We start from the raw sequence: 24,272 nt of genomic DNA on the forward strand, positions 1-24,272 counted from the left end.
ATTCTAAAACACCGTTGCTTATGGCAAAAGTTCTCATCCTCTTTGCACATCCTGCAATGGAAAAGTCAAGGGTACATAAACGTCTTGTAGAGCACATCCCACGGTCGGCTGAAATACGGTTTCATGATCTGTATGAACGTTATCCCGATTTTGATATTGATGTGCCATATGAGCAACGCTTGTTACTGCAGCATGATGTGGTGATCTTTCAACATCCATTTTATTGGTATAGTTCTCCCGCTATTATCAAACAATGGCAAGATCTTGTGCTGGAACATGGCTGGGCTTATGGTACCGGCGGTCGTGCAATTGCAGGTAAAAAATTTATGCACGCTATTTCAACCGGTGGTTCTAAAAACTCTTATAGTGAAGAAGGCAGGAATAAGTATTCTCTCGCAGATTATATGTTGCCGTTTCAGCAAACTGCTTATTTGTGTGGTGTTGAATACCTGCCACCGTTTGTGATACATGGTACGCATCGTTTACCCGAGACCGATATGGATCTTCATGCCTTGCAGTATGAACAGATGTTGCTTGCACTTATACAAGATCGCATCAGCAAGCCGGAGATCGAAAGTTGTATATACATGAACGATCTTGTTCCCATTCCTAACGCAATACAATCATAACCTATGGACAATAATTCAATTCTTTTCCAGGCGATGGTGTATTTGGCAGCTGCGGTTGTAATGGTGCCGCTTGCCAAACGGTTGGGACTCGGTTCGGTACTAGGTTATTTATTGGCCGGTATTTTAATTGGACCTACTGTTTTGCAGTTCATTGGCACAGAAGGACAGGATCTGATGCATTCAGCAGAGTTTGGTGTAGTGATGATGTTATTCCTGATTGGTCTTGAACTGGAACCGGCATTGCTTTGGAAATTAAGAAAAGCAATTCTTGGATTGGGCGGATTACAGGTGCTTATAACGTCGATCATTATATCAGCTATTGCATATTTTTTGAACCTGCCATGGCAATCGTCATTGGCGATAGGAATGGCATTGGCACTCAGTTCAACCGCATTGGTGTTGCAAACTCTTGCTGAAAAAGGGATCAATCGCACAACTGCCGGACGAAGTGCATTTGCCGTATTGTTGTTTCAGGATATTGCCGTGATCCCTATGCTTGCTTTTTTTCCCTTGCTTGCAATTGCAGGTTTAACATCTGCGGATGTGAATGTGAACGAAGCAGAAGGCTGGATAGAAAGTCAAAGTGGGTGGATGCGTGCATTGATTATTTCAGGAGCAATAGGGTTTATTATTATTGGCGGACGTTATTTGATTCCACCAATTTTCCGTTTAGTAGCAGCAACGCAGTTACGTGAAATGTTTACCGCAACTGCGTTGTTATTGGTGGTTGGTATAGCTGTGTTAATGTCTTCTGTAGGATTGAGCCCTGCATTAGGAACATTTCTTTCCGGTGTCGTGCTCGCAAACAGTGAATATAAACACGAATTGGAAAGTGATATAGAGCCATTCAAAGGGTTGTTGCTAGGTTTATTTTTTATTGCAGTTGGCGCATCCATCAATTTTGAATTGATCATGAATCAGCCATTATTGATCTTCGGTTTAGTGTTGGCGTTGATGTTTGTAAAAGCAGTTGTGTTATTAGTTTTGGGTAAGGTATTTAAACTGCGTGTCGATCAGAATATTATTTTTTCCTCGTCTTTATCACAAGTGGGAGAGTTTGCATTCGTGTTGTTGAGTTTTTCGTTAACTGAAGGTATTGTTGAAAGAGGTTATGTTGAGATATTGATGGCTGTGGTTGCTATCAGTATGGCACTTACACCCATTGCTTTTTTCCTGAATGAAAAAATTGTATTGCCGTTTATTGATAAACGTTTGTCATCAACCAAAACAGAAAAAGAAGCAGATGAGGTGAACGAGAAAAATCCTGTGATCATTGCAGGCTTCGGTCATTTTGGAAATACAATCGGACGTTTTCTTAGAGCGCATGGTGTAAAGACAACGGTATTGGATATTGACAGCAACCGTGTAGAATTTCTGCGCAAGATGGGCTTTAAAGTCTATTATGGTGATGCAAGCCGTTATGATATTCTGTTGGCTGCCGGTGCTGCTGAAGCAAAGATGATCATTATTGCCGTTGATGATCCGGAGAAGCGTTTACAGATGATTGAAACCATCAAAAAGCATTTTCCTGATCTGCAAATGCTGGTACGCAGCAGCACAAGGGAAGATACCTACGATCAGATGAATGCGGGAATCCTGCACATTTACCGTGAAACGATTGATACTTCACTCCGTATGGGTGTGGATGCGATGAAATTGCTGGGACATCGTTCTTACACTGCACAACGTGCTGCCCGAACGTTCTTCCGTTACGATGAGCAGAAGTTGAAAGACCTTTCCAAGCTCAGGGATAATGAAAAAGAATACATCAACCAGGCAAGAGAATACATTGAAGAACTGGAAGAAATCATTAAAGCCGATAGCAAACAACTGCATCTTGTAAAAGATCTTGGTTGGGATGAGGATAGTTTGATTGCAGATGAGAAGGTGAAGAAGGATGAGTAAAGGAATGAATAATGAGTGATGAATTAGAAAGTGATGACTATTACTATTATCCGATATTCTCATCACTGATTACTCATCACTCATCAACCTTTCATACTATGTTGCGCCCTTTCAAGTCGATCATTCACTGCTCTTCCTAAACCTTCATCAGGTAATAATTCCGCAAGAATAACATCCGCATTCATACTGTCAACTTCACGCAATATTCGAAATAGATTCTTGGCAGCTTCATCTGCACTTCCACTTTTTGATAAAATCAGCTGTTGTTCTTTTGCAATACCGGAATGATATTCTTTGAATTTGATAAGAATGATTTTCTTGTCTACAAATGTTGGCAACAGTTCATCGATCTTCCCTAAGTACAAAGGAGTATGTGTTGCGTAATGACTTTTCAATTGCCCGGGTGTATGGGGATTATCAGTAACCTTTTTATGATGGCTGATTTTTTTTTCAATCACAGATTCGATCTTTTCAACAGCAATACCACCTAAGCGATACAATTCAATTTCGCCTTCTTCGTTCCAGCCCACAATAGTTGATTCAACGCCAATGCCACATTCACCACCATCAAGTATGTAAGAGATCTTATCATGTAAACCTTCATATACATGTTGTGCTGAAGTTGGGCTAACATAACCCGATGGGTTGGCACTTGGCGCAGCAACAGGAAAATCAAGTTGAGAAAGCAATTGTAATGTCAATGTATGATTTGGAACACGTATAGCCACACGTTTACTTCCAGCAGTTACAAGATCAGGTACGTTTTGTTTTTTGTTAAACAACATTGTTAACGGGCCGGGCCAGAATGCTTCAGCTAATTTTTGTGCTTCAGCAGGAATATCTTTGATGAATTGTTTTGCTTGTTCAAATGAAGCCACATGTATGATCAGTGGATTGAACTGTGGTCTGTTCTTCGCAGCATATATTTTCAAAACTGCATCTTCATTTAGTGCATTGGCAGCAAGTCCATACACAGTTTCGGTAGGTATGGCAACTAATTCGCCTTTCGTTAAATGTTTAGCTGCTGTCGTTACATCAATGCCAATTTCTGTCTTCATCTTAAATGCTTACAGGTAATTTTTCTTCGTGATAACTATCCAGCTTATCCATATGAAGTATTGTTGTGCTCTTGTCTTCGCTGGGCTCGTACATCATATTAAACTTTGCACCGTAAATAAATTCATTCGGCACATACGATGTACGGCTGACAACAGTGTTTGCATACTCTTCGTCGTATCCTTTTACAAAAACAAGAATTTCAGTTTCTGCTTCTTCAATTTCATTTCTTGTTAGCTGATAAAGCGGGCTTTTTTCGTTTATCATATGTACAATCGTCCAATTGCTTGACAATGTATTGGCTTTCGCCAGTTCGAGTTCCAGACTGTAAAAAGTATTCTTCCGTTCTGTTTCATTTTCTGTGTATTTCATAACACAGGTCACTTTTACTTCAACATCAGTTAAAAAGTGTTGCTTAAAAGGTGCAAATCGAAACATCAACGCATAGCCATCTTTAAAAGGAGAAAACAAAGCAATGCTGCTGTATTTGATGTATGCCTTTGGTTGAGAGAACCGGCCATAGAGCAAGCCTGTTGCCAATGCTAACATCAAAATACCTGTAAACGATTCAACAGCTGCAATGGTGTTTGAGGTTAAGGAATCTGGGAAAACATGACCATAACCAACTGTGGAGAGAGTTTGAGTACTAAAGAAAAATGCTTCCCAGAATTTGCCCATCACCGTTATTTCTTCCATTCCGCCCAAATGTTGAACACCTACGATAAAATAAACACAGGCAAAGAAAAGATTCACCACTACATAGGCCGCAGCAACCAAGAAAATAAATTTCCAGGAAGGTATCTTTAACATGTATTGAAACACGCTGAAACGTTGCAAATACGAGATGCCACGGAAACGTATGTTTGGCCGGCCATCTTTTTGGAAGAATCGACCGCCACTTTGTTTGCTGTTTACACTCAGCCCTGTTTCATTATTTTCTTTTGCCAGGCGATTGCGCCGGCCTCTGGTTGATGCCATGATTCAAATATCTGTAAAACTACAGAAATGAAGGCTAGTAGAAATATTGCCCGATACTGACATGGCAAATATTGTTTTTTGTACAACCTATTCGCTCTATATTTGAAACTGACTATCCTTAGTATGAAACTTGCTACTGCACTTTCCAAGAGTATTTTATGGCGGGGATTTTACTTTCTTTCGGTGATGTTGCTTAATATCCTGGTGGCAAGACATTTTCAATCGGATGGTAGCGGGCAGATTTACTACATTATTAACCTCCTTTCTTTTTCACTCATCATCATTAGTCTTTGTCTGGAGGCCCCAATGGGTTATTATCTCTCGCAACAAAAACTTAATGAAACCCAACTTGCCGCTATTTCTGTTGCATGGACGATACTAATAATGTTTCCGGCTTGGTTCATTATCCATTCGCTGGAAGTGCCAAAGGAAGGAATATTGCAGTTGGCAGGTTTTCATTTTTCGGCAACTGCTTTTCTAACCGGTAATCTGCTCATTACTTTTTTTATTTCATTGTTTTATGCAAAGATGGATTTTGTGTTGCCTAATCTTTTGCTGGTTGCAGTAAACCTTTTACTGATCGTTTTAGTACCGAATAACGATTGGGTAAAAGGTTTTATGAGCGATGAAAAGTATGTGCAAGTATATTTCCTTGGTTTCTTCATGCAAGGTTTTTTATTGATGATCGCTTTCCTGTTTCGCTATTTTACACTAAGTGATTTGAAGCGTATTCCGGCAGAACTCATCAAGCCATTCATGTCTTTTGCTTTGATTGCTGTTGTTACAAATTCTATGACTTTTTTAATGTACCGTATCGATTACTGGTTTGTTAATAAATATTGTGATGATGCTGATCTGGGAAATTATATACAGGCATGTAAACTTGCACAGCTTTTCTTTATCATTCCATCTATACTTGCAGCGGTAGTTTTTCCTATGACAGCATCGGGCAGGAGAGAAGAGATGAATGAAAAAATGCAATTGCTTTCCCGTGGACTAATTCTGTTTTACTGTATTGCATGTTTGGGATTGGTTGCTGTTGGTTATTGGTTATTCCCATTCGTATTTGGTGAAACATTCAACAAAATGTACCTGCCTTTTTTATTGCTGGTGCCGGCAATTCTTTCATACTCAGTCATTCATTTACTGGCGGCCTATTATAGCGGCAAAAAAGTATTGAGTGTAAATTTCAAAGGGAACCTTCTTGCACTCATCATCATTATTGGTGGCGATTTGCTTGCGATTCCCCGCTTTGGTATTACCGGTGCGGCTATCGTGAGCAGTATTGGTTATATCTGTTACATGAGCTTTATTTTATTGATGCATCGCAAGGAATACAAAAGTAGCTTTGCTGATTTTCTCTTTTTCAGGAAGAAAGATGGACAACTTTTTTATAAGCTGCTGATGGAAAAAATATCTTCACGTAAAACCGATGTATCATGAAAATACTCTGGCTTTGCAGTTGGTATCCTCATAGCATTGATCCTTACGATGGAGATTTTATTGAACGACAGGCAAAAGCATTGTCGGCACACACGCAGGTTGATCTAATTCATGTAGTGCAGAATTTCGATTTCCTAAAAAAGGAAACGAGTTTACGAACAGAAGAAAAACAGGAAGGTCAATTGCATTCATCTGTATATTTTTTGCCATTGACAAAAACAACGATCAATTTTTTTCAAAAACTTCTCTTCAATAAGGAATATCAATCGTTATATAAAAAACTGATTGCTGATTATATCAGCAAAAACGGGAAGCCTGATCTTATTCATTTACATGTGCCAGTTAAGGCAGGTTCAGTAGTTGTAAAGATGAAAAAAGAGTACGACATTCCATTTGTTGTTACTGAACATAGCTCGGCTTACTTTGAACATATTCCTGAAAATTATTTCAATCGTAACCGCTACTTCAGGTTTATTACAAAACAATCATTTGAAGAAGCAGTTGCTGTAAGCTCAGTATCGGATTGGTTGTTGAAGCGATTAAATACTCTTTTTAACATCATGCAGACAAAGCTCATCCGCAACGTTGTTGATACGTCTGTTTTCTATCCTGTAGAAATCAAGAATGATCGACCAAGATTCATTCATGTGTCAATGATGCATGAATTGAAAAACGTTAAAGGCATTTTACATGCATTAGCAGCGCTTAAAGAAAAGAATGTTCATTGGGAAATGTGGTTCGTAGGTCCGGTGTTGAAAGAAAATACAGCATTGGCCCAACAACTCGGAATTTCTGATCAAATAACCTGGAAAGGAGCATTGTCATACAGGGCTGTTGCAGAATGTGTGCGTTCTGCAGATGCATTAGTACACTTCAGCAATTATGAAAACCTTCCTTGTGTAATCAATGAAGCATTGTGTTGCGGCCTGCCTGTTATTTCATCGAATGTTGGAGGAATAGCCGAGCTGGTAAATTCATCAAACGGTGTTTTGATTGCTCCGGGCGATGTAACGACTTTGACAAATACATTGGAAGATTTTCTTCAACAGAAAATCAACTACAATAAAACAGAAATAGCTGCAAACGCAGCTAATCAGTTTAATGAAAATATTATCGGCAAACAATTACTGGATTGGTACCAGGAACTACTTGCTAAAAAATAAATCAGGATTTCAGTTTTGAAACAAGTTCAATGTATTCCTGCATAGCGGCTTCTTTACTCTTTCCTTTCAATGCATCCCATGCTTCGTATTTCGCTTTGGCAACAAAATCAAATGGATTGGAAGGAGCTTCAATATTCACGTCGCCCTCACTTGCCTGTTTGTAAAGTGAGTAAAGTTGTAGAAGAGTATCATTGCTTGGCTTTTCACTCAGCTCTTTACTGTCAGCTACAGCCTGTTCAAATTGTTGATGTAGATCCATAAGTTGTAAGTTTTTACGAAAATAGGGGAATCCACCTAAATATTTTTTTCCAAAACCAGAAATTCTAAGGGCTGCAAGTGCTTTCCTGTAACGTCATCTTCCACAAATGGTTTACGCTCACCTGTTTCTGTATAGCCATGGCGTTTATACCAATCGATCAATTCTTTGCGAACGGATACTACCCACATATAAATGGTTGCAACGCTAACTTCTTTTGCGTGATCATCAGCCGCTTTTAACAGTTGTTTGCCAATACCACCACCTTGCAGCACAGGTGAAACAGCAAACATGCCGAGATAGAGACCACGCTCATGTTGTTGAAGATTTACAGTGCCGATGATCTCATTCTCTTCGTTTGTGTATTTGAGAATAATGCTGCCCGGTTGTTCCATCACATTTTTTACCGATGCAATGTCTGTACGTCGTTCACCTGCAATAAGATCAGCTTCTGTTGTCCAGCCTTTTTTAGAATTTTCACCACGGTAAGCACTGTTGAGCAATTCAACAATTTGTGGAATATCTTCTGTTGTGGCTATTGCAATCATATGAGTTGATTTTAAGACGATGCAATTTACATTTCCTCGTCGAAGTAGATCTTGTAATATCGTTTACCCGTTACTTCATCATAACCCTGTTCAATTAACTCACGGTTGCCATGAATATAAATATGAAAGTTACGATCCAGTTTAATTACACTCTTAAACACTCTTGCCTGTTTTTTTACCGCAGAAGGGGAGATGGCAAATGAATCGGCAATTTCCATATTGCGTTCGTGCAGATACGTTGAGCCAAATTGCTGAAATGATTCAATCAGTTCGGGTTCACGAAATACTGCTTCCTGGAAATTATTGATATTAAAATTCTCATTTTCTTTAAAATAGGCAACTGATTTGTTTAGCAATCCTGCCTGGTCTGCCTTTGTTGTTTCGAATGAAGCAGGCATATTGTTGACGATGAATTCTTTTGCAACTGATAGAAAGTTTTTGGTGAATGCAAAACTATCAGCACATTCTTTTACACCTAAAAAATCTTCTTTCCAATAAATAGCTTCGTGGCCTTTGTTGGTGTGATCAATCAAAAACAGTCGATAGCCATCTTCTGATTCTGTATTGAGAATGACACAGGCTTTATCTGCTTTGTTTGGATCAAGTCCTTTTTTTGATTGGATATTCAGCTGATCACGCATCAGATCAACCAACAGGAAATCTTTCTTGTTTTCTGCTTTGATGAGTACAATGCCATCAACAGTTTTATTGTCGAAACTTAAGTTTCTGAAATAAGCAGTGAACAATTCACCGGGCTTAATACCGGGATGTGTACTTGCTGCTGCAAGATGTTTTGCCATTGCTACCGATTGCTCATGCAAACTGTTTGGCTTTTGAAATACAGCTTTGCAATACCCATACATTTCGTTATACTTTAAATCTGTTTCGTGTACAAACTGGTATTGCTGTTCTTCTTTAAATGCAGTTAAAAAGAATTGACTGAGCAGATCACGAAGGGCAGTGTCGGTTAAAGAAAAACTTTCTTCCGTTAAAACAGTTTGTCCTTCCTGATCGATATAATGTACGGAAAGGGCTTCAAGACTTGAATCGGTAAATGTAAACATGAACTACAATTGGCTAATGTGCCGCAAGATAGATGAATGTGCAGATAGGTTTGCATGCTTTTCAAATAAGTATGCCATACCAATCAATCTGATCCATTCAGTTGGAAAATGCAATAGGTATGGCATACTTAAATTAGGGTATGGCGTCTAATCTCTATAATTCAAAGCCGGTTTACGATCGCCCAGTAATGCTTTGTATTGATAAGTGCCAACCTGTTGCTTGAATTCAACTTTTGCTTTTTCAATTAATTCAGGATGAAGGAACAAATCAATTGCTGTTAAGGCCATTGTTTTTGCAGATACCATCATGCCTTTTGTACCAATTTCAGTTCCACCACATGCAACTGCCTGCCAGCTATGAGCCGCTGTGCCCGATACCCATGTTGCAGAACGTAAACCAACTGTTGGTACTGCATAGCTTACATCGCCCACATCGGTACTGCCACCACCTGCATCCATGTCGATTTTCAAAGGCTTTACAATACCTGCATTTGCAACGGGAGGAGCGGGGAAACCAAAAGTTGCCTGGAGTTTATTCCCGAAGTCAACTTCAGCAGCCGTGTATTGTACACCGCCGGTTTTCTCTAGATTTTTCTGCATCACTTCTGCCAATGTTCTGTTGAGTAACAGATCATGTGTGCCGCCAATCATTTCAAATTCCATTTTTGTATCAGTACCGAGTGCAGCACCATTTGCTGTATTCACAACACGGTTGAAAATACTTTGCACATGATCACGTTTTGGATGACGAACATAATAATACACTTCTGCAAAATCAGGGATCACGTTCGGTGCTTTACCGCCACTTGTAATTACATAATGAATACGTGTTTCCTGTGGAATATGTTCACGCATCATGTTCACCATATTGTTCATTGCTTCAACACCATCTAATGCTGAACGGCCACGTTCAGGGGAAGCAGCCGCATGAGCAGAAATGCCACGGAAACGAAACTTAGCACTCATGTTTGCTAATGCACTTGTCATTGTTACGCCGTTATCATTTCCGGGATGCCAGTGAATAGCAACATCAACATCTTTAAACAAACCTGCTCTTACCAAATACACTTTACCACTACCACCTTCTTCTGCAGGACAACCAAATACTTTAATAGTGCCGGTGATTTTTTTTTCTTCAATCAATTTTTTAATGGCAATGCCCGATGCAACTGATGCCACGCCAAACAAATGATGACCACATGCATGACCTGCATCCTTACCGGCACTAATTTTTTCAGGCGCATTGGTTTGTGACAAACCTGGTAATGCATCAAACTCGGCAAGAATAGCAATCACCGGGCTGCCACTTCCGTAAGTAGCAACAAAAGCTGTTGGTATGTCGGCAACACCTGCTTCAACGTTGAAACCATTCTCTTTTAAGGTTTGTTGTAGGAGTGCACTGCTCTTTACTTCTTTATAACCAACTTCAGCAAAATCCCATATTTGGAACGCCATCGTTTTATACTGATCATAATTCGATTGAATGGAAGTTGATGCCTGTGTTTTCAACTGATCATCTTTTGTTACAGTTAGTTTTTTTTGCGCTGTTGCAAATGTGAACAGTAACAGGGAAGTAATAATTAAAACGCTTCTCATGCTGATTTGATTTTTTTTGGAAGGATGGAAGATAAGAAGCATTCACTGAATAAATTCACCGTTTACATATACAATCTTTTGTAATCTCACATGTTTATGCGATAGTAAAGGGAGAATATACAAACTACTTTTGCAACGTTTCTTCCATATGTGGAGTCACACAAATAGCCATGACATACAAATTAACCTTATTCATTACGGCAATTACGATGCTGCTTTTTGTTGCCTGCAGAAAAACACCTGTTGTGCCGGTGCCTTCACCTGCCCCTGCCGATCTTGTTATTCAATTGAATAATGCTTATCTCACAGATGATAATACAGATTCAGCTTATATCTGGTGGAATGTAAATGGACAGCGTGTTCAAAAGAACATGAAGAAAGAGACCGGGAAATTTATTATTTCGCTTGATTCATTAACAAACGGAGCTGCAACAATGGAGATCAGGTTGTATACAAAGAAACTGATGAACAGTCACCGTTCGATGTATGTTAAAAAGATAAACAAACCTGCTAATAACAAAACGGGATTAGTTTATGCGGCTCCTGCTGCTGTTAAAGATGTAAACTGGGTACCCCGGGTATTTATGAAAGATGGAGGGAATGGTGTGATCGCTGTAATGGGTATTCGTCCCGAAGATACGTTTCTTGGTTTGTATAATGTTGGTGCTAAATGGATCGATCTCACCGTTGAGAAGATCTACTACAAAGGATTGAATGCAGTTGCCGCAAAATCATGGACCTGTAATGGCGATCATTGCGTTATCGCCAATGGAATGTTTGAGAGCGAAAGTTTCTTTGCTTCAATACCACAGCAGCTTGTGGGAAAAGAATACAACCACATTGAGCAGTTGTTTATGTTTGGCGATGGCAACTATCGTAATGGCTGGAGCGTGTTGAGTTTTACGTATGATTTCTAAAGGTCTTAACTCATCAGGTCAATCAGCCCTTTAAACACCAATACAAGCCCTATGATGGTGAGACCGTATAAAGCAAAATTAAAATTGCTGTTATTGCTGAACAGGAATACAGTGAAAAGAAATCCCGTTGTTAACAGGAATACGCCAATGCCACAGTAAACAAAAGCTGCGTTTCGTTTCTTTTCAAGGCGGGGTTTTTTCCACTCATTGACATATTGCTGTGCCGCCTCACCGGGTAACCCGGTTTCCAGTAAACTTTGAAGAATTTCCTCGTTGCTGAGGCCTTGTTGTTTAAGTGTAGAGATTTGCAGCAATACATTTGGCATTTGGGCAGTATCCATATATGGCAAGTTTAGCAGGAAGATAAAAAAAATCCGCTATTCTGTTATTCAGTTGAACAGACTTTTTTCACCTGCTTCGTGATCTTTACGGCGCAAATTTGTCTTCTATCAATTGTGTTGGTCTAAAAGGGCTTAAACCTCAACCTTATCATTGCCTTTCTTCACTTTATCCCCAGCTCAAACACACTACTTTCCACTCGCTCTTTTCACCTATCTTTGCCGCCTTGAAAATGAAGGAGATTTGAATGAAGAATATCAGAAATTTTTGCATCATTGCGCATATTGACCACGGAAAAAGTACCCTGGCTGATCGTTTATTACAAACCACCGGCACCATCAGCGACCGTGATATGATGGACCAGGTTTTGGACGATATGGACCTGGAACGTGAAAAAGGCATCACCATCAAGAGTCACGCCATCCAGATAAATTACAAACACAAAGATGGCCAGGAGTATATTCTGAACCTGATCGATACTCCCGGTCACGTTGACTTCAGCTATGAAGTGAGCCGTGCACTGGCTGCCTGCGAAGGTGCTTTGTTGCTGGTTGATGCGGCACAGGGTATCCAGGCACAAACCATTTCGAATTTATACTTAGCGATTGATAATAACCTTGAGATCATACCCGTGATCAACAAAATTGATATGGACGGGGCGATGATCGAGGAAGTAAAAGACCAGATCGTAGAATTGATCGGTTGTAAACCTGAAGAAATTTTGTTGGCCAGTGGCCGTGCAGGAATTGGAATTGAAGAAATACTGGAAGCCATTGTTGAGCGTATTCCGCCTCCGGTTGGTAAGCCCGATGAGCCATTACAGGCGTTGATCTTTGATAGCGTGTTTAATAGTTTTCGTGGTGTAATTGTTTACTATCGTATCCGCAACGGAAAGATCAGAAAAGGTGATAAGGTGAAGTTTGTAAGTACCGGTCAGGAATACGAAGCCAGCGAAATCGGTATCCTGAAATTGAAGATGACAGAAAAAAAAGAAGTCACTTGCGGCGATGTTGGTTATATCATCACTGGTGTAAAAAATGCCAAAGAGGTGAAAGTGGGTGATACTATTACACTGGCATCAAATCCTACGCAGGAACCTATTCAAGGTTTCCAGGAAGTAAAGCCAATGGTGTTTGCCGGGATCTTCCCCGTTGTTACAGAAGATTTTGAAGAGTTACGTGATTGCATGGATAAACTCCAGTTGAACGATGCTTCATTAACGTTTGAATTGGAAACATCCCAGGCGCTTGGCTTTGGTTTCCGTTGCGGCTTCCTTGGTTTGCTGCACATGGAAATTATCCAGGAGCGTTTAGAACGTGAATACAATCAAACAGTAATCACCACTGTACCCAACGTAAGTTTTATTGCGTATACCACACGTGGTGAAAAGATACAGGTGAACAATCCTACACAAATGCCAGAACCAACAGCCATGGACAGGATTGAAGAACCTTTTATTAAAGCACAGATCATTACCAAGCCCGATTACATTGGTAACATCATGACGCTTTGTTTAGGCAAGCGAGGAATTCTGATCAATCAAAGCTACCTCACACCAACACGTGTTGAGCTGATGTTTGAAATGCCGTTGACAGAGATTGTATTTGATTTTTATGATAAGCTGAAATCGCAAACCCGTGGTTATGCATCATTCGATTATCATCCCATTGGTTATCGTGATGCAGACATCATTAAAATGGATGTGCTGTTGAATGGCGATAAAGTGGATGCCTTGAGTGCATTGATCCATCGTAGCCGTGCACAGGAATTTGGTCGCAAGCTTTGTGAAAAGTTGAAGGAATTAGTTCCACGTCAGCAATTCCAGATCGCTATACAGGCAGCTATTGGAGCAAAGGTTGTTGCCCGTGAAACCATTAGTGCTATGCGTAAAGATGTAACAGCGAAATGTTATGGTGGTGATATCAGCCGTAAACGTAAGCTCTTGGAAAAGCAGAAAGAAGGTAAGAAACGTATGCGCCAGATCGGTAATGTGGAAGTGCCGCAGGAAGCTTTCTTAGCAGTGTTGAAACTGGATGATTAAGATGTTCAATGAAGTTGTCATCCCGAAGAATGAGGGAACTGTTCACTAAATACTTTAAGCACAAAGATTTTTTCTTTGTGCTTTTTTATTGCAGTTTGATCAATTCTTTTGCAATGGTTGCTCCATTGATCTTGAACACAATTGTATAAACACCTTCAGCCAGTTGATATTTATTTAGTGTGAAAGGAATTGAATAAGAGCCGGCGGGTTGATTTTTTTCCTGGATCAGGTGTGTGCTGGTTCCATTCATGGAGATCAATTGCACACTCACTGCTGATCTTCGTTCCAATTTGTATTGCAACACCAGGCTTTCGCTGAATGGGTTCGGGAATATTTTTAAACTGGCTCTGAATACATCAGGTTCCTGCACACCAGTTATCATACTTACTTGCCAACTGATGTTTGTTGTGTGAATGGTTAAATGATTATCGGCACGTGATAGTTGCGTTGTATCTGCAACAGTAGCAAGCAAAGTATAATTTCCATTTACCAAGCTGCCTTGCAGTAAAGTAAATGTATCGGTGTTCAATGCTTTCTCCTCCGTATTAACCAACCAACGAACTTTTAATGTGTTGGGAAGAGGCTGCAGCAGGTTTAACTTAAAACCAACTGTACTGTAAACGTTGAATGTTGTTGCATTTGAAGGTGAATAACTATCAAGAGGTGAGGATAGTTCATGTATCCGTTCAACAAATGTCTCTTTACATACACTGCAAAAAGCAGTACCCAGTGCCTCCATTTTGCAAGTGCCTCCAGTTGTTGGTTTATACCAGCCGGCTCCACCGGTATGCTGATGAACACCAATGCCGGGTGCGCCGATCCAATTTTTCCATTTTACCAAAGCCGGGCTGCTTTGTGCAGTCATGTTTGGTTTTTCAAGTGCGTATTGTGGGCCTGCCCAATATTCATCAGCCAGTCTGGCAAACGAATGACCTATTTCATGGATCATAATTTCGGCTGCGTTGGTGTGCGTAGTACTTGTTGCGACGGTTCCGCCGGAGCCACCATAGAAACTTGTGTTTGCCACAATAAATGCATGATCATATAAAGGGAAATTGGTGGCAAGTACAGAATTGATATTGGCATAGCCTGATGGCACAACTAAACGATGAATGTTACCTGCATCGAAAGTTGTTCCAAAATAATTATTTGGATTTGATTGAGGATGTGTGGCAGCAGATGGGCAATCGCTTGCGGTGATTGGGTGTTTTACGCCGCTTTCTATCGAAATAACCCTGATCGCAAATACATTAAAATAGTTTTTGTATTCTTTTATAGGAACTGTGTTGAAGAGTTTGTCGTTAATGCTGATAACATCGTTTATGAATTTGGCTTGCTCGCCGGCAGTATAACCATCGGCAAGATAAACAAGATTGATACGTTTTTCTAATGGACCGGTTTTACTGATGGTATCAACCGTAAATACCTGTGCTGTTGCAGTTGAAGAGAGGAAGAGGAAGATTATAAGGTTCGTAAAACTTTTCATGTGCTCAGTTTGTTTGGTAATTGGTCACACAGAATTGATTCGATCGACAGGACAGACGTTGCTTCTCGGATAAAAATTATAAAATCAGTACTGAACGAAAGAGTGGTTTATTGTTCAAATCTCCCGTTATCTCTATTACTTCAATTTCCTTTACAGCTGAAGAGTAGTTGAACCTGAACGGCACTTCAGTTCTGATATACTGAATTTTTCGTATTGCAAACTCACCCTTGTCATTTACATACTCCATATCCCGGATATGTGGATCTTCAACAATGAGCGAATCTATACGTTTGCCTTTCCTGTCGAGCAGAGAAATTTGCCAGTCGCCGGGTTTGGATGTTGGATCAGCATCTCCTTTTAATTCTCCATTTACAAGTTGTTGCTGAATGATCTTCATGTTTGGGTTGCCTGTAACAGAATCAATAGTGGATTCGATAGTCAGGTATAGTAGCTGAGGGTTATCACTTGTCTTTTTTTCTTCATTTGATGATAATGCCATCATTTGTTTTCTATTACAGCTGTAGTTTGCAGAAATAAGAAAAAAGCAAAGGAGCAATTGTAAAAAGAAAGTATATTTATGATGTGGCGCTTTCATGCGGCATGCGTTATGTAACCGTGTAAAAATACTGTATTTCACCACATTGTTTACCCAAACAAAAATGCACTATGAGCGATTTTACACTTAACAAAGAGCCGGATCTTGTCGTTACTGCCCGATTTATAGAGAAGGGAGATGATGCTCCTTTACATGGCGATGATTTTACCGTAAGACTATATGATCGTGATATTGCTGATGATGATTTCTTAGGTGAAAGCCGTTTGGATGCTGATGGCCACATACGCATTGCTTTTGCACATGATGCTTTTGTAAATGATGCAGCGTTTAATGAAGCCAGGCCCGATTTTTATTTCATGATCATGAAAAATGGCAAACCCGTTTACACCACCAAAGTATTAGAAGAACTGAGCATTGAAGACCTGCAGCAGTTCAGGATGGGAGAGGGAGATGTGGTTGATCTTGGAAGTTTTTTGGTGGATGTGAAATAACCATACGTCGATTTTTTTTTGATTGTTCATATGCTTGATGTTTATCGCTTTAGCTTTTTTGATCTGCCTTTTTTGAAAATAGCACTTCTGTTAGCCATTTTTATCATGTTCCTGTATGGGCAATATTTAGCATTTGAGGCTATTTCGCAAAACAGCAGGAAGTTGGCACCAAATGATATATGGTTTCAGTTGATACCTCTGTTTAATGTCTATTGGGCTTTTGTTGTAGTAAATCGTTTATCTGCTTCATTCGCTGCGGAGTTTCAACGTCTGGGCATTCCAACTAATGAATTATATCCTACACGTGCGATAGGTATTTCATCCCTGATTTTAAATTTTGCATCGCTCATTCCCATCGAAGAATTAAGAATAGTGGTACCCTTAATTTGGCTTGTTTGTTTTGTTCTGTACTGGATACAAGTTTATAAATCCCGCAAACTGATTCTTGCAAATAAGGAATATGAACTTTTGGATGTTGAACGGGATGCATTTGAGAAAACTACTTAGTTTCTCTTTTCGTTAAACACAATGCCGTGTTGTTTTAATTCTTCTAACACAGGTATATAAATTTCTTTGCGGGTTGGAATATGCAGGCCTTTCAGTTTTATTTTTTCTTCAAGTATAAGTTTTGCAGCAATGCCCAATGGTAAACCTACTGTTTTTGCCATGGCGGTACGCAAGCTGTCTTCACCTTCAACGACTAAACTGCTGTTGATTGTTTTTATTTCACCATTCAGTTCATAAGCTATCTCATGCAACATTACGATCATGTCTTTGTCACTTGGTTGTAAAGCAAGTTTTTGTTCAACCTTTGATTGAAGGATATCTGCACTGCACTTCGCATTTGCCGGTAAGTTTTCATGACCATCCAGTTCAAGAAATGCAAATTGTTCAAGGATAATGTCATGATCAGCTTCTTTCACATACAATTCAAGATACATACGCAGGCTTAGTTCTCTGCCTTCAATTTGCTGAAGCTTTGCATCTAGCCATTCACGATATGTTTTGCTTTTACTTATCAATGCTTGATCCTGTTCATTCGTGAGATCAAGATCAACAATAACATCCCAGCCTTTACAGAAATCAGCATAGCGTAAAGTTGTGCGGATAAATGTGCTGGTATTTTCTAATCCATACAAGGGCATATAACTTAATGAGTCCCGGTTGGGATACCATGCAAAAGCCGGCAACTCATCTAGAACAATTTCCTGGCAGTTCTCAAACACTTCGTTGTATGTTCTCTGTACAAGTTGGCCGTTCTCTTTATAAGCAGCACCGGCATGACCGGCCATTACAATGTTGCGAGGGTTCCAGCTTATTTTATAGTGCCAGGGATTGTCATCACTTTCCGGTGCAACCAAACCTCCGCAGTGCGATTTAAACGATGTAATGTTCCCGCCTCTTTCTCTTATCTCATCAAACAACTGCATAGCACTCATGTGATCAATACCAGGGTCGAGCCCCATTTCACATAAAAACAATAATTCTTTGCTTCGTATTTCTGCTTCGAGGTTTCTGATAGCATCATCCACATACGATGCATTAAGCAGAGTTCGTCCAATAGCCACACAATCTTTCACTACATGAATATGCAAAAAAGGAGGCAGGAGGGAGATCACAAGATCAGATGATTCGATGAGCATGCGGCGTTCATCAGCATCTGTTACATTTACTTCAATCGCTTCGGTGTTGGGAGCATCACCCAATTTTGCTTTGGCCTGTTCAGCATTAGCATCTGCCACAATCAGTTTCCAGTTTTTTTCGCTAACAGTTGTTTTCAGATAATCAATTAAAACTGTTGCAGATTTACCTGCGCCAAATACAAGAATCGTTTTCAATCAAAATAATTTTTAAGAAATATAAAGTAAGGTGAGAATTTGCAAATAACCATATGCTAATTATTGGCTGAATCAGTTTTGGGTGTTTGGCCTTCTATCAATAAATTTGCCCCACTTTAAAAACAAAGCTATTTCAATGAGAACAATTGCCATGCGTGAAGCATTGCGTGAAGCCATGCAAGAGGAAATGCGCAGAGACGAGAAAGTATTTTTGCTGGGTGAAGAAGTTGCCGAATACAACGGTGCCTATAAAGTAAGCCAGGGTATGCTCGATGAGTTTGGTGAAAAGCGTGTAATTGACACGCCAATTTCTGAGCTTGGTTTTGCTGCCATTGCCGTAGGTGCTGCACAAAATGGCTTACGCCCAATCGTTGAATTTATGACATGGAACTTTGCTGCTTTGGCCTTGGACCAGATCCTTAATACAGCGTCAAAAATGCTGGCAATGAGTGGTGGACAGGTAGGTTGCCCTATCGTTTTCCGTGGACCAAATGGTTCTGCAGGTCAGTTAGGTGCTCAGCACTCAACTGCTTTTGAAAGCTATTATGCCAACATTCCGGGATTGAAAGTAATTTCTCCCTCTAACCCATATGATGCCAAAGGCTTGCTGAAAGCCGCCATCCGTGATAACGACCCGGTTGTTTTTATGGAGTGCGAAGTATGTTATGGCGACAAAGGTGATGTACCTGAAGGCGAATACATTATTGAAATAGGTAAAGCTGATGTAAAACGTTCGGGTCGTGACGTAACAATAGTTTCTTACAATAAAATGATGAAAGTAGCGCTTAATGCTGCTGAAGAATTGGCAAAAGAAGGTATTGAAGCTGAAGTAATCGATTTGCGCACAGTACGTCCGTTGGATTGGTTTACCATACTTGAGAGCGTTAAGAAAACAAATCGCCTGGTGATTGTTGAAGAGCAATGGCCTTTCGCTTCAATTTCATCTGAAATTGCCTATCGTATTCAGAAAGAAGGGTTTGACTATCTTGATGCGCCCATTCGTCGTATCACAAGTGCAGATGCCCCTATGCACTACGCACCAACTTTAGTGGGTGGCTACCTGCCTGATGTGCCTCGCACTGTGAAGCTGGTAAAGGAAGTGATGTATATGAAGAAATAAGAAATTAGAAATAATGCTTTAAAGCCGGTCAATATGATCGGCTTTTTGCATTACTGGACAAATAAATGTCTGTATAATTTTTTATTCGAAAGAATTGCAGCATATTTGCCACGGTTTTTCATAGGATATTGGATTTTAAACGAAGCTGGATTTCTATCCGGCTTTCTTTTTTTTAACGCAAAGGGGAGTCAGCCGCATTGCGGAATTACAATTATGTGGAAGCTAAGTATACTACGGCATCAGTCCTTCAACAAACAGACGCAGGGTGCTTAAAAGCAACCAGACAAAGCCGTAAGTAATACATACAAGTGAGAGGCCTAAAGCTGAAATCTTAACAGCGATCTTCCAGGCCGGCTGCGTAGAGATTGAACTTAACTTCATAGGGATTGGTTTTGGTACGTATCAAAAGTAAACATCATCCCATTCAAAAACAATCGGAGAAAACCTGTATTTTCTTTCGGTAATTACCGAAGCTGTTTTAACGCCAGCTACGTAGTTGGGTAGCGTAGAATGTCCATTCGGGAGTAGCTATTCTGTCACTTAAAGGCTCTCGATACCATGGACTTAGCCTTTTATCATTCAAATTCTGAAGTACACGAATATCCTGTGCCGGCATGTAACTTTGGGCCAGCAGGAATATAATTTTACCCGAGCTTCTGTGTCTTGCGATATCCATGATAATGACTGCATGGCCTGGTGAACCACCTTTTATCAGCACATCGCCCACAGCTAAATTTTTCCAGTCCTTGTTTTAATTCCTTTTCAAGTGAAATGGTACCACACATACCGAACACAGTTTCAAGGTAACCTTGCCAGCCCCGATTCTTGTATTGTTGCCAGCAATATTTCTTGTTGGCGTTGTCTGAGAAGCAAATTGACTTCTGCTGCTGTTTGAGATACTCAGCACGTAGCCGCATCACAGCATCGGCACATTGTTGCAGATCTTTTTGTCCTACCGATATATTCAACACTGCGTATTGAGCAGTTTGATTGTATTTCGGCCGACCATTGTACAGGTAAACTGTCTTATCGTTTTTTAAAGATTGTTGACGTAGAAAATTACCAAAACTGTTTTCCTGTAAATGCAATCGTTCATAATCATCAGGCAAAGGAATATCCTTAATATGTTTTGGGGGAGTATATTCAGCGACAACTTTATCTGTTTTAAACTGTGGTGCTACTACAAAGCAGACACTAAGAAAGAAAAAAGCAGCTGCATACATACTTGCATGGTTTTTGGTTAGCTTTGAAGCAATTCAAAAAAAATTCCATAAAAGAACCTGTTAAACCGTATGAGTCACATATTAATTATCGACGATGAGAAAGCAATCAGGAAAACATTAGGTGAAATTCTTTCTTATGAAGGTTATAAAATTGATGATGCAGAGAATGGTGATGAAGGATTAAAGAAGATCAGAGAAAAAACATACGATGTTGTTTTGTGCGATATCAAGATGCCCAAAGTAGATGGTCTTGAATTTTTAGAAAAAGCAAAAGAGATCAATCCGGATGTGCCGATCATTATGATCTCAGGTCACGGCACAATTGAAACAGCTGTAGAAGCAGTGAAAAAAGGAGCATTTGATTATGTAGCCAAGCCACCGGATTTAAACAGGTTGCTCATCACCATCCGCAATGCAATGGATAAGCAAACGCTTGTAACGGAAACAAAGGTGCTGAAACGCAAGGTGAGTAAGGTGCAGGAGATGATTGGTGAGAGCAGTGCCTTGAAAAAAATAAAAGACACGATTGAAAAAGTTGCACCTACAGATGCACGTGTGCTGATTACCGGTGAAAATGGTTCAGGTAAAGAATTAGTGGCGAGATGGATGCATGAAAAAAGCAACAGAGCTAACGGGCCAATTGTTGAAGTGAATTGCGCTGCTATTCCAGGCGAATTGATCGAAAGTGAATTGTTTGGTCATGAGAAAGGATCGTTTACCTCAGCCATTAAACAGCGAATTGGCAAGTTTGAACAGGCAAATGGCGGAACACTGTTTCTGGATGAGATCGGTGATATGAGTTTAACTGCACAAGCGAAAGTGTTGCGTGCATTGCAGGAAAGCAAGATCACACGTGTGGGTGGTGAAAAAGATATTACTGTTGATGTGCGTGTGATCGCTGCAACAAATAAAGATTTGTTGAAGGAAGTGGAAGCAAAAAATTTCCGTCTTGATCTTTACCATCGTTTAAGTGTCATCATTATTCATGTTCCTTCATTGAACGAACGTAGAGAAGATATTCCGTTACTGGCCGATCATTTTCTGCAACAGGTTGCTGACGATTACGGACAGGCGAAAAAAGCAATCGACAAAAAAGCAGTTGAAGCATTGCAGAAACATAACTGGAGCGGTAATATCCGTGAGTTCAGGAATGTAATGGAGCGTCTTGTTATCCTTTCAGGAAAAGTTATTTCCGAAGAAGATGTCTACAATTTTGTGATTCCAAGGGCATGAGCCAATCAATTTATTGCATCAGCGGTTTAGGAGCCGATGAACGGGCTTTCGCCCGGCTTCAGTTGCCGGGTTATGAACTTCATTATATCAAATGGATAGATCCTGAGCCGAATGAGTCGTTTGCTGATTATGCCAAACGTATGAGCAGTTTCATTACAGAACCTGAACCTATCATTATTGGTTTGTCATTTGGTGGCATGCTGGCTATTGAATTAACAAAGCTGATCAATGTAAAAAAACTTATCCTTATCTCATCTGTTAAAACAAGAAATGAAGAACCTTGGTGGATGCGTACTGCGGGCAAGCTAAAACTACATCAACTCATCAAGCCACAACCTCATCCTTTGCTTTACCCAATCGAAAATTATTTCCTGGGTACGCATACAAAGCCTGAGAAGATGCTGGCCAATCATTTCAGAGAAACTGTTAATAAACAATATCTCAAGTGGGCCATTCATCAAATTGTGAACTGGAACAATGTAACAATTCCTGCTAATTGCCTACATATCCATGGAAATGCCGATAAACTGTTCCCGATCAGGTATGTGAAGGCTGATTATGTAGTTGATAAAGGCGGACATTTTATGGTATTTAATAAAGCTGAGAAGATCAGTCGTATTATCTCCGATGAACTAAAACGTAGTTAACAGATACAGAATATTTCAGGGGCAATTCGGGCTGCAAAACCGAAACCCTTACTTTTGTGAGCATTAAAAAAAGAGAGCATGTCTTTAAACGAGTTTCTTTGGATTTTTTACATCAACCTTTTCCTGGTTTTGTTACCTGCTATTGGCTTATATGGCATGTTTAAAAAAGCCGGTGTGGAAGGATGGAAAGCATTTGTGCCTTTTTACAACGTATGGATCATGGTTGAGCTGGCAGGGATGAAACGTTACTGGTTTTACCTGCAGTTTATTCCAATCGTGGGATGGTTCATCACCATTGCTATATTGATCGATTTTGTAAAAACGTTTGGAAAGTTTTCTTTTTGGGAACATACGTTAACTGTACTGGTACCAATTCTTTACTTCAGCTATATAGGTTTTAACAGCACAGACAAATATTTAGGAGCTGATACTGCTCACAAACATAAAAAATCTACCATTCGTGAGTGGATTGACGCCGCCATATTTGCTATTGTAGCTGCCGGTTTAATTAGAATGTTTGTGTTTGAAGCCTATGTGATTCCAACGCCATCTATGGAACGTTCGTTACTGGTAAATGACTTTTTGTTTGTAAGTAAAACAGCCTATGGTACACGTGTACCAAACACTCCATTAGCTTTCCCATTAGTGCATCACACATTTCCGGGAATCAAAACCAAATCATACCTCGAATGGATTAAGCTTGATTACCGCCGTTGGTTTGCAAAACCGGTTAAGCGGAATGATGTGGTGGTGTTTAACTTGCCAGTAGGCGACACCGTTATTAACGACGAAGTAAATTTCGGATCGAAAGTAACTTATTACGATGCGATTCAGATGGCCGGTGGCGACAGAAACCGTATCTGGAATGATTACGGTGATATCATCATCACTCGTCCCGTTGATAAGCGTGAGAACTTTATTAAACGTGCTGTTGCGGTTGCTGGAGATACGCTTGAAATAAAAAATGGAGTAGTGTATATCAATGGCAAAGTGAACGATATTCCAAAAGGTGTTCAAACAAATTATTACTTAAGAACAAAAGGGCAGCCACTTGATTATACCATGCTTGAAGAAGAATATGGCATCAGGGAAAGTTTGCGTGAAGTAACACAGGCTCCCGGCCTGGGTAATAATGTGTACGAGATATTCCTTACCCAGGAACAGTTCGATATTTTCCGCAAGTTGCCTTACGTAGATTCGATTGCACCATTTGTATCAACTTATTCAAATAATGGCCCAACAATGGGGGGCGATGTGTTTCCTAACGATACTACTTATTGCAAATGGACACTTGACAACTTCGGACCATTATATATCCCTAAAAAAGGAGCAACTATCCAGCTTACTCCTGAAATTTATAGCCGCTATGAACGTGTCATCCGCACATATGAGCACAATGATTTTGAAATGAAAGGTGGCAAGTTCATTCTCAACGGTCAGCCTGCCAACAGCTACACATTCAAGATGAGTTATTATTGGTTGATGGGTGATAACCGTCATAACTCCCTCGACAGCCGCTATTGGGGCTTTGTGCCGGAAGATCATGTGGTAGGTAAAGCATCGCTCATTTTCTTTAGTTGGGACGGCGGGCCACGCTGGAAGAGGATTTTCCGTTCAATTAAATAAAACCTTATATTTGATACCGAGCTTTTATGATGGATCCTCCGACATGTTCGGGGGATTTTTTGTCTTTTACCTTTTCTGAACGGTTCTTGCCAAAGTATCTGATGAGGTAAAATGCCG

24 protein-coding genes are annotated in these 24,272 nt (G+C 40.1%); 12 read left to right on the forward strand and 12 right to left on the reverse strand.

Features of this window, described 5'->3' with window-relative positions:
• Positions 1–20: 20 nt before the first annotated feature.
• Together kefF and WG954_RS16095 are read left to right on the forward strand one after the other, a co-directional pair.
• Positions 21–629: a glutathione-regulated potassium-efflux system oxidoreductase KefF gene (kefF, locus tag WG954_RS16090; protein WP_340437737.1), complete on the forward strand. Its 609-nt coding sequence runs from the start codon at positions 21–23 to the stop codon at positions 627–629.
• Positions 630–632: 3 nt separating this feature from the next.
• Positions 633–2,534, forward strand: coding sequence for a monovalent cation:proton antiporter-2 (CPA2) family protein (locus WG954_RS16095; protein ID WP_340437738.1), 1,902 nt, complete (start codon positions 633–635; stop codon positions 2,532–2,534).
• Positions 2,535–2,617: 83 nt separating this feature from the next.
• Here the strand turns inward: WG954_RS16095 and WG954_RS16100 are convergent, their stop codons facing one another.
• Together WG954_RS16100 and WG954_RS16105 are read right to left on the reverse strand one after the other, a co-directional pair.
• Positions 2,618–3,592, reverse strand: coding sequence for an L-threonylcarbamoyladenylate synthase (locus WG954_RS16100; protein WP_340437739.1), 975 nt, complete (start codon positions 3,590–3,592; stop codon positions 2,618–2,620).
• Position 3,593: 1 nt separating this feature from the next.
• Positions 3,594–4,568, reverse strand: coding sequence for an ion channel (locus WG954_RS16105; RefSeq protein WP_340437740.1), 975 nt, complete (start codon positions 4,566–4,568; stop codon positions 3,594–3,596).
• A gap of 123 nt (positions 4,569–4,691) precedes the next feature.
• Here WG954_RS16105 and WG954_RS16110 point away from each other — a divergent pair, with 123 nt between their 5' ends.
• A complete protein-coding gene (locus WG954_RS16110; protein WP_340437741.1) occupies positions 4,692–6,011 on the forward strand; it encodes a lipopolysaccharide biosynthesis protein in 1,320 nt (439 codons plus the stop codon).
• A complete protein-coding gene (locus tag WG954_RS16115) occupies positions 6,008–7,174 on the forward strand; it encodes a glycosyltransferase (protein WP_340437743.1) in 1,167 nt (388 codons plus the stop codon). Before WG954_RS16110 ends, WG954_RS16115 begins: the two co-directional genes overlap by 4 nt.
• A 1-nt stretch (position 7,175) precedes the next feature.
• Here WG954_RS16115 and WG954_RS16120 read toward each other — a convergent pair whose 3' ends face one another.
• The 4 genes from WG954_RS16120 to WG954_RS16135 all read right to left on the reverse strand — a co-directional run bounded on the left by WG954_RS16120 (position 7,176) and on the right by WG954_RS16135 (position 10,638).
• Entirely contained in the window at positions 7,176–7,433 is a 258-nt protein-coding gene (locus WG954_RS16120; protein WP_340437744.1) for an acyl-CoA-binding protein, read from the reverse strand.
• 35 nt (positions 7,434–7,468) lie between these two features.
• Complete coding sequence (locus tag WG954_RS16125; protein ID WP_340437745.1) at positions 7,469–7,978, reverse strand: GNAT family N-acetyltransferase; 510 nt, start codon at positions 7,976–7,978, stop codon at positions 7,469–7,471.
• Positions 7,979–8,004: 26 nt separating this feature from the next.
• The gene (locus WG954_RS16130; RefSeq protein WP_340437747.1) at positions 8,005–9,042 is read right to left on the reverse strand and encodes a nucleoid-associated protein; all 1,038 of its coding nucleotides are present in this window, start codon (positions 9,040–9,042) and stop codon (positions 8,005–8,007) included.
• A 147-nt stretch (positions 9,043–9,189) separates the two neighbouring features.
• Positions 9,190–10,638 carry an amidohydrolase gene (locus WG954_RS16135; protein ID WP_340437748.1) on the reverse strand — a complete coding sequence of 483 codons (1,449 nt, stop codon included), beginning with the start codon at positions 10,636–10,638 and terminating at the stop codon, positions 9,190–9,192.
• A gap of 170 nt (positions 10,639–10,808) precedes the next feature.
• Here WG954_RS16135 and WG954_RS16140 point away from each other — a divergent pair, with 170 nt between their 5' ends.
• Positions 10,809–11,555 carry a hypothetical protein gene (locus tag WG954_RS16140; RefSeq protein ID WP_340437749.1) on the forward strand — a complete coding sequence of 249 codons (747 nt, stop codon included), beginning with the start codon at positions 10,809–10,811 and terminating at the stop codon, positions 11,553–11,555.
• Positions 11,556–11,560: 5 nt separating this feature from the next.
• On the opposite strand, the gene WG954_RS16145 is transcribed toward WG954_RS16140, so the two are convergent.
• The gene (locus tag WG954_RS16145; RefSeq protein ID WP_340437750.1) at positions 11,561–11,896 is read right to left on the reverse strand and encodes a hypothetical protein; all 336 of its coding nucleotides are present in this window, start codon (positions 11,894–11,896) and stop codon (positions 11,561–11,563) included.
• Positions 11,897–12,141: 245 nt separating this feature from the next.
• Here WG954_RS16145 and lepA point away from each other — a divergent pair, with 245 nt between their 5' ends.
• Positions 12,142–13,935: a translation elongation factor 4 gene (lepA, locus tag WG954_RS16150; protein ID WP_324230846.1), complete on the forward strand. Its 1,794-nt coding sequence runs from the start codon at positions 12,142–12,144 to the stop codon at positions 13,933–13,935.
• Between the two features lie 85 nt (positions 13,936–14,020).
• On the opposite strand, the gene WG954_RS16155 is transcribed toward lepA, so the two are convergent.
• Positions 14,021–15,421 carry a M64 family metallopeptidase gene (locus tag WG954_RS16155; RefSeq protein WP_340437752.1) on the reverse strand — a complete coding sequence of 467 codons (1,401 nt, stop codon included), beginning with the start codon at positions 15,419–15,421 and terminating at the stop codon, positions 14,021–14,023.
• Between the two features lie 76 nt (positions 15,422–15,497).
• Positions 15,498–15,923, reverse strand: a complete 426-nt coding sequence (locus WG954_RS16160; RefSeq protein WP_340437753.1) for a hypothetical protein — start codon at positions 15,921–15,923, stop codon at positions 15,498–15,500.
• Positions 15,924–16,087: 164 nt separating this feature from the next.
• On the opposite strand from WG954_RS16160, the gene WG954_RS16165 reads away from it, so the two are divergent.
• Entirely contained in the window at positions 16,088–16,468 is a 381-nt protein-coding gene (locus WG954_RS16165; protein ID WP_324230849.1) for a hypothetical protein, read from the forward strand.
• A gap of 30 nt (positions 16,469–16,498) precedes the next feature.
• Positions 16,499–16,975 (forward strand): hypothetical protein, encoded by a 477-nt coding sequence (locus WG954_RS16170; RefSeq protein ID WP_340437755.1) that lies wholly within the window; start codon positions 16,499–16,501, stop codon positions 16,973–16,975.
• Here the strand turns inward: WG954_RS16170 and WG954_RS16175 are convergent.
• Positions 16,972–18,306: a saccharopine dehydrogenase C-terminal domain-containing protein gene (locus WG954_RS16175; protein WP_340437756.1), complete on the reverse strand. Its 1,335-nt coding sequence runs from the start codon at positions 18,304–18,306 to the stop codon at positions 16,972–16,974. The genes WG954_RS16170 and WG954_RS16175 overlap by 4 nt on opposite strands.
• Positions 18,307–18,442: 136 nt before the next feature.
• On the opposite strand from WG954_RS16175, the gene WG954_RS16180 reads away from it, so the two are divergent.
• A complete protein-coding gene (locus WG954_RS16180) occupies positions 18,443–19,426 on the forward strand; it encodes a pyruvate dehydrogenase complex E1 component subunit beta (protein WP_340437757.1) in 984 nt (327 codons plus the stop codon).
• A gap of 478 nt (positions 19,427–19,904) precedes the next feature.
• Here WG954_RS16180 and WG954_RS21655 read toward each other — a convergent pair whose 3' ends face one another.
• Positions 19,905–20,153: a DUF4846 domain-containing protein gene (locus WG954_RS21655; protein WP_445298457.1), complete on the reverse strand. Its 249-nt coding sequence runs from the start codon at positions 20,151–20,153 to the stop codon at positions 19,905–19,907.
• Complete coding sequence (locus WG954_RS16185) at positions 20,071–20,649, reverse strand: DUF4846 domain-containing protein (RefSeq protein ID WP_340437758.1); 579 nt, start codon at positions 20,647–20,649, stop codon at positions 20,071–20,073. Before WG954_RS16185 ends, WG954_RS21655 begins: the two co-directional genes overlap by 83 nt.
• 69 nt (positions 20,650–20,718) lie before the next feature.
• Here WG954_RS16185 and WG954_RS16190 point away from each other — a divergent pair, with 69 nt between their 5' ends.
• The 3 genes from WG954_RS16190 (at position 20,719) to WG954_RS16200 (ending at position 24,155) form a co-directional block, all read left to right on the forward strand.
• Complete coding sequence (locus WG954_RS16190) at positions 20,719–21,882, forward strand: sigma-54-dependent transcriptional regulator (protein WP_340437759.1); 1,164 nt, start codon at positions 20,719–20,721, stop codon at positions 21,880–21,882.
• Entirely contained in the window at positions 21,879–22,529 is a 651-nt protein-coding gene (locus tag WG954_RS16195; RefSeq protein WP_340437760.1) for an alpha/beta fold hydrolase, read from the forward strand. The genes WG954_RS16190 and WG954_RS16195 overlap by 4 nt, the downstream gene beginning before the upstream one ends.
• A 78-nt stretch (positions 22,530–22,607) precedes the next feature.
• Positions 22,608–24,155, forward strand: coding sequence for a S26 family signal peptidase (locus tag WG954_RS16200; protein WP_340437761.1), 1,548 nt, complete (start codon positions 22,608–22,610; stop codon positions 24,153–24,155).
• The last annotated feature ends 117 nt before the right edge of the window (positions 24,156–24,272 follow it).

Source organism: Lacibacter sp. H375 (assembly GCF_037892425.1).
In the GTDB taxonomy this organism is placed as follows: Bacteria; Bacteroidota; Bacteroidia; order Chitinophagales; family Chitinophagaceae; genus Lacibacter.

Bases quoted from the DNA above. Each gene is read 5' to 3' on its own strand.
- WG954_RS16100 (WP_340437739.1), bottom strand. From the start codon at position 3,592: ATGAAGACAGAAATTGGCATTGATGTAACGACAGCAGCTAAACATTTA.
- WG954_RS16130 (WP_340437747.1), bottom strand. From the start codon at position 9,042: ATGTTTACATTTACCGATTCAAGTCTTGAAGCCCTTTCCGTACATTAT.
- WG954_RS16125 (WP_340437745.1), bottom strand. From the start codon at position 7,978: ATGATTGCAATAGCCACAACAGAAGATATTCCACAAATTGTTGAATTG.
- lepA (WP_324230846.1), top strand. From the start codon at position 12,142: ATGAAGAATATCAGAAATTTTTGCATCATTGCGCATATTGACCACGGA.
- WG954_RS16180 (WP_340437757.1), top strand. From the start codon at position 18,443: ATGAGAACAATTGCCATGCGTGAAGCATTGCGTGAAGCCATGCAAGAG.
- WG954_RS16190 (WP_340437759.1), top strand. From the start codon at position 20,719: ATGAGTCACATATTAATTATCGACGATGAGAAAGCAATCAGGAAAACA.
- WG954_RS16095 (WP_340437738.1), top strand. From the start codon at position 633: ATGGACAATAATTCAATTCTTTTCCAGGCGATGGTGTATTTGGCAGCT.
- WG954_RS16135 (WP_340437748.1), bottom strand. From the start codon at position 10,638: ATGAGAAGCGTTTTAATTATTACTTCCCTGTTACTGTTCACATTTGCA.
- kefF (WP_340437737.1), top strand. From the start codon at position 21: ATGGCAAAAGTTCTCATCCTCTTTGCACATCCTGCAATGGAAAAGTCA.
- WG954_RS16155 (WP_340437752.1), bottom strand. From the start codon at position 15,421: ATGAAAAGTTTTACGAACCTTATAATCTTCCTCTTCCTCTCTTCAACT.
- WG954_RS16170 (WP_340437755.1), top strand. From the start codon at position 16,499: ATGCTTGATGTTTATCGCTTTAGCTTTTTTGATCTGCCTTTTTTGAAA.
- WG954_RS16185 (WP_340437758.1), bottom strand. From the start codon at position 20,649: ATGTATGCAGCTGCTTTTTTCTTTCTTAGTGTCTGCTTTGTAGTAGCA.
- WG954_RS16140 (WP_340437749.1), top strand. From the start codon at position 10,809: ATGACATACAAATTAACCTTATTCATTACGGCAATTACGATGCTGCTT.
- WG954_RS16195 (WP_340437760.1), top strand. From the start codon at position 21,879: ATGAGCCAATCAATTTATTGCATCAGCGGTTTAGGAGCCGATGAACGG.
- WG954_RS16200 (WP_340437761.1), top strand. From the start codon at position 22,608: ATGTCTTTAAACGAGTTTCTTTGGATTTTTTACATCAACCTTTTCCTG.
- WG954_RS16120 (WP_340437744.1), bottom strand. From the start codon at position 7,433: ATGGATCTACATCAACAATTTGAACAGGCTGTAGCTGACAGTAAAGAG.
- WG954_RS16115 (WP_340437743.1), top strand. From the start codon at position 6,008: ATGAAAATACTCTGGCTTTGCAGTTGGTATCCTCATAGCATTGATCCT.
- WG954_RS16110 (WP_340437741.1), top strand. From the start codon at position 4,692: ATGAAACTTGCTACTGCACTTTCCAAGAGTATTTTATGGCGGGGATTT.
- WG954_RS16160 (WP_340437753.1), bottom strand. From the start codon at position 15,923: ATGATGGCATTATCATCAAATGAAGAAAAAAAGACAAGTGATAACCCT.
- WG954_RS16145 (WP_340437750.1), bottom strand. From the start codon at position 11,896: ATGGATACTGCCCAAATGCCAAATGTATTGCTGCAAATCTCTACACTT.
- WG954_RS16105 (WP_340437740.1), bottom strand. From the start codon at position 4,568: ATGGCATCAACCAGAGGCCGGCGCAATCGCCTGGCAAAAGAAAATAAT.
- WG954_RS16165 (WP_324230849.1), top strand. From the start codon at position 16,088: ATGAGCGATTTTACACTTAACAAAGAGCCGGATCTTGTCGTTACTGCC.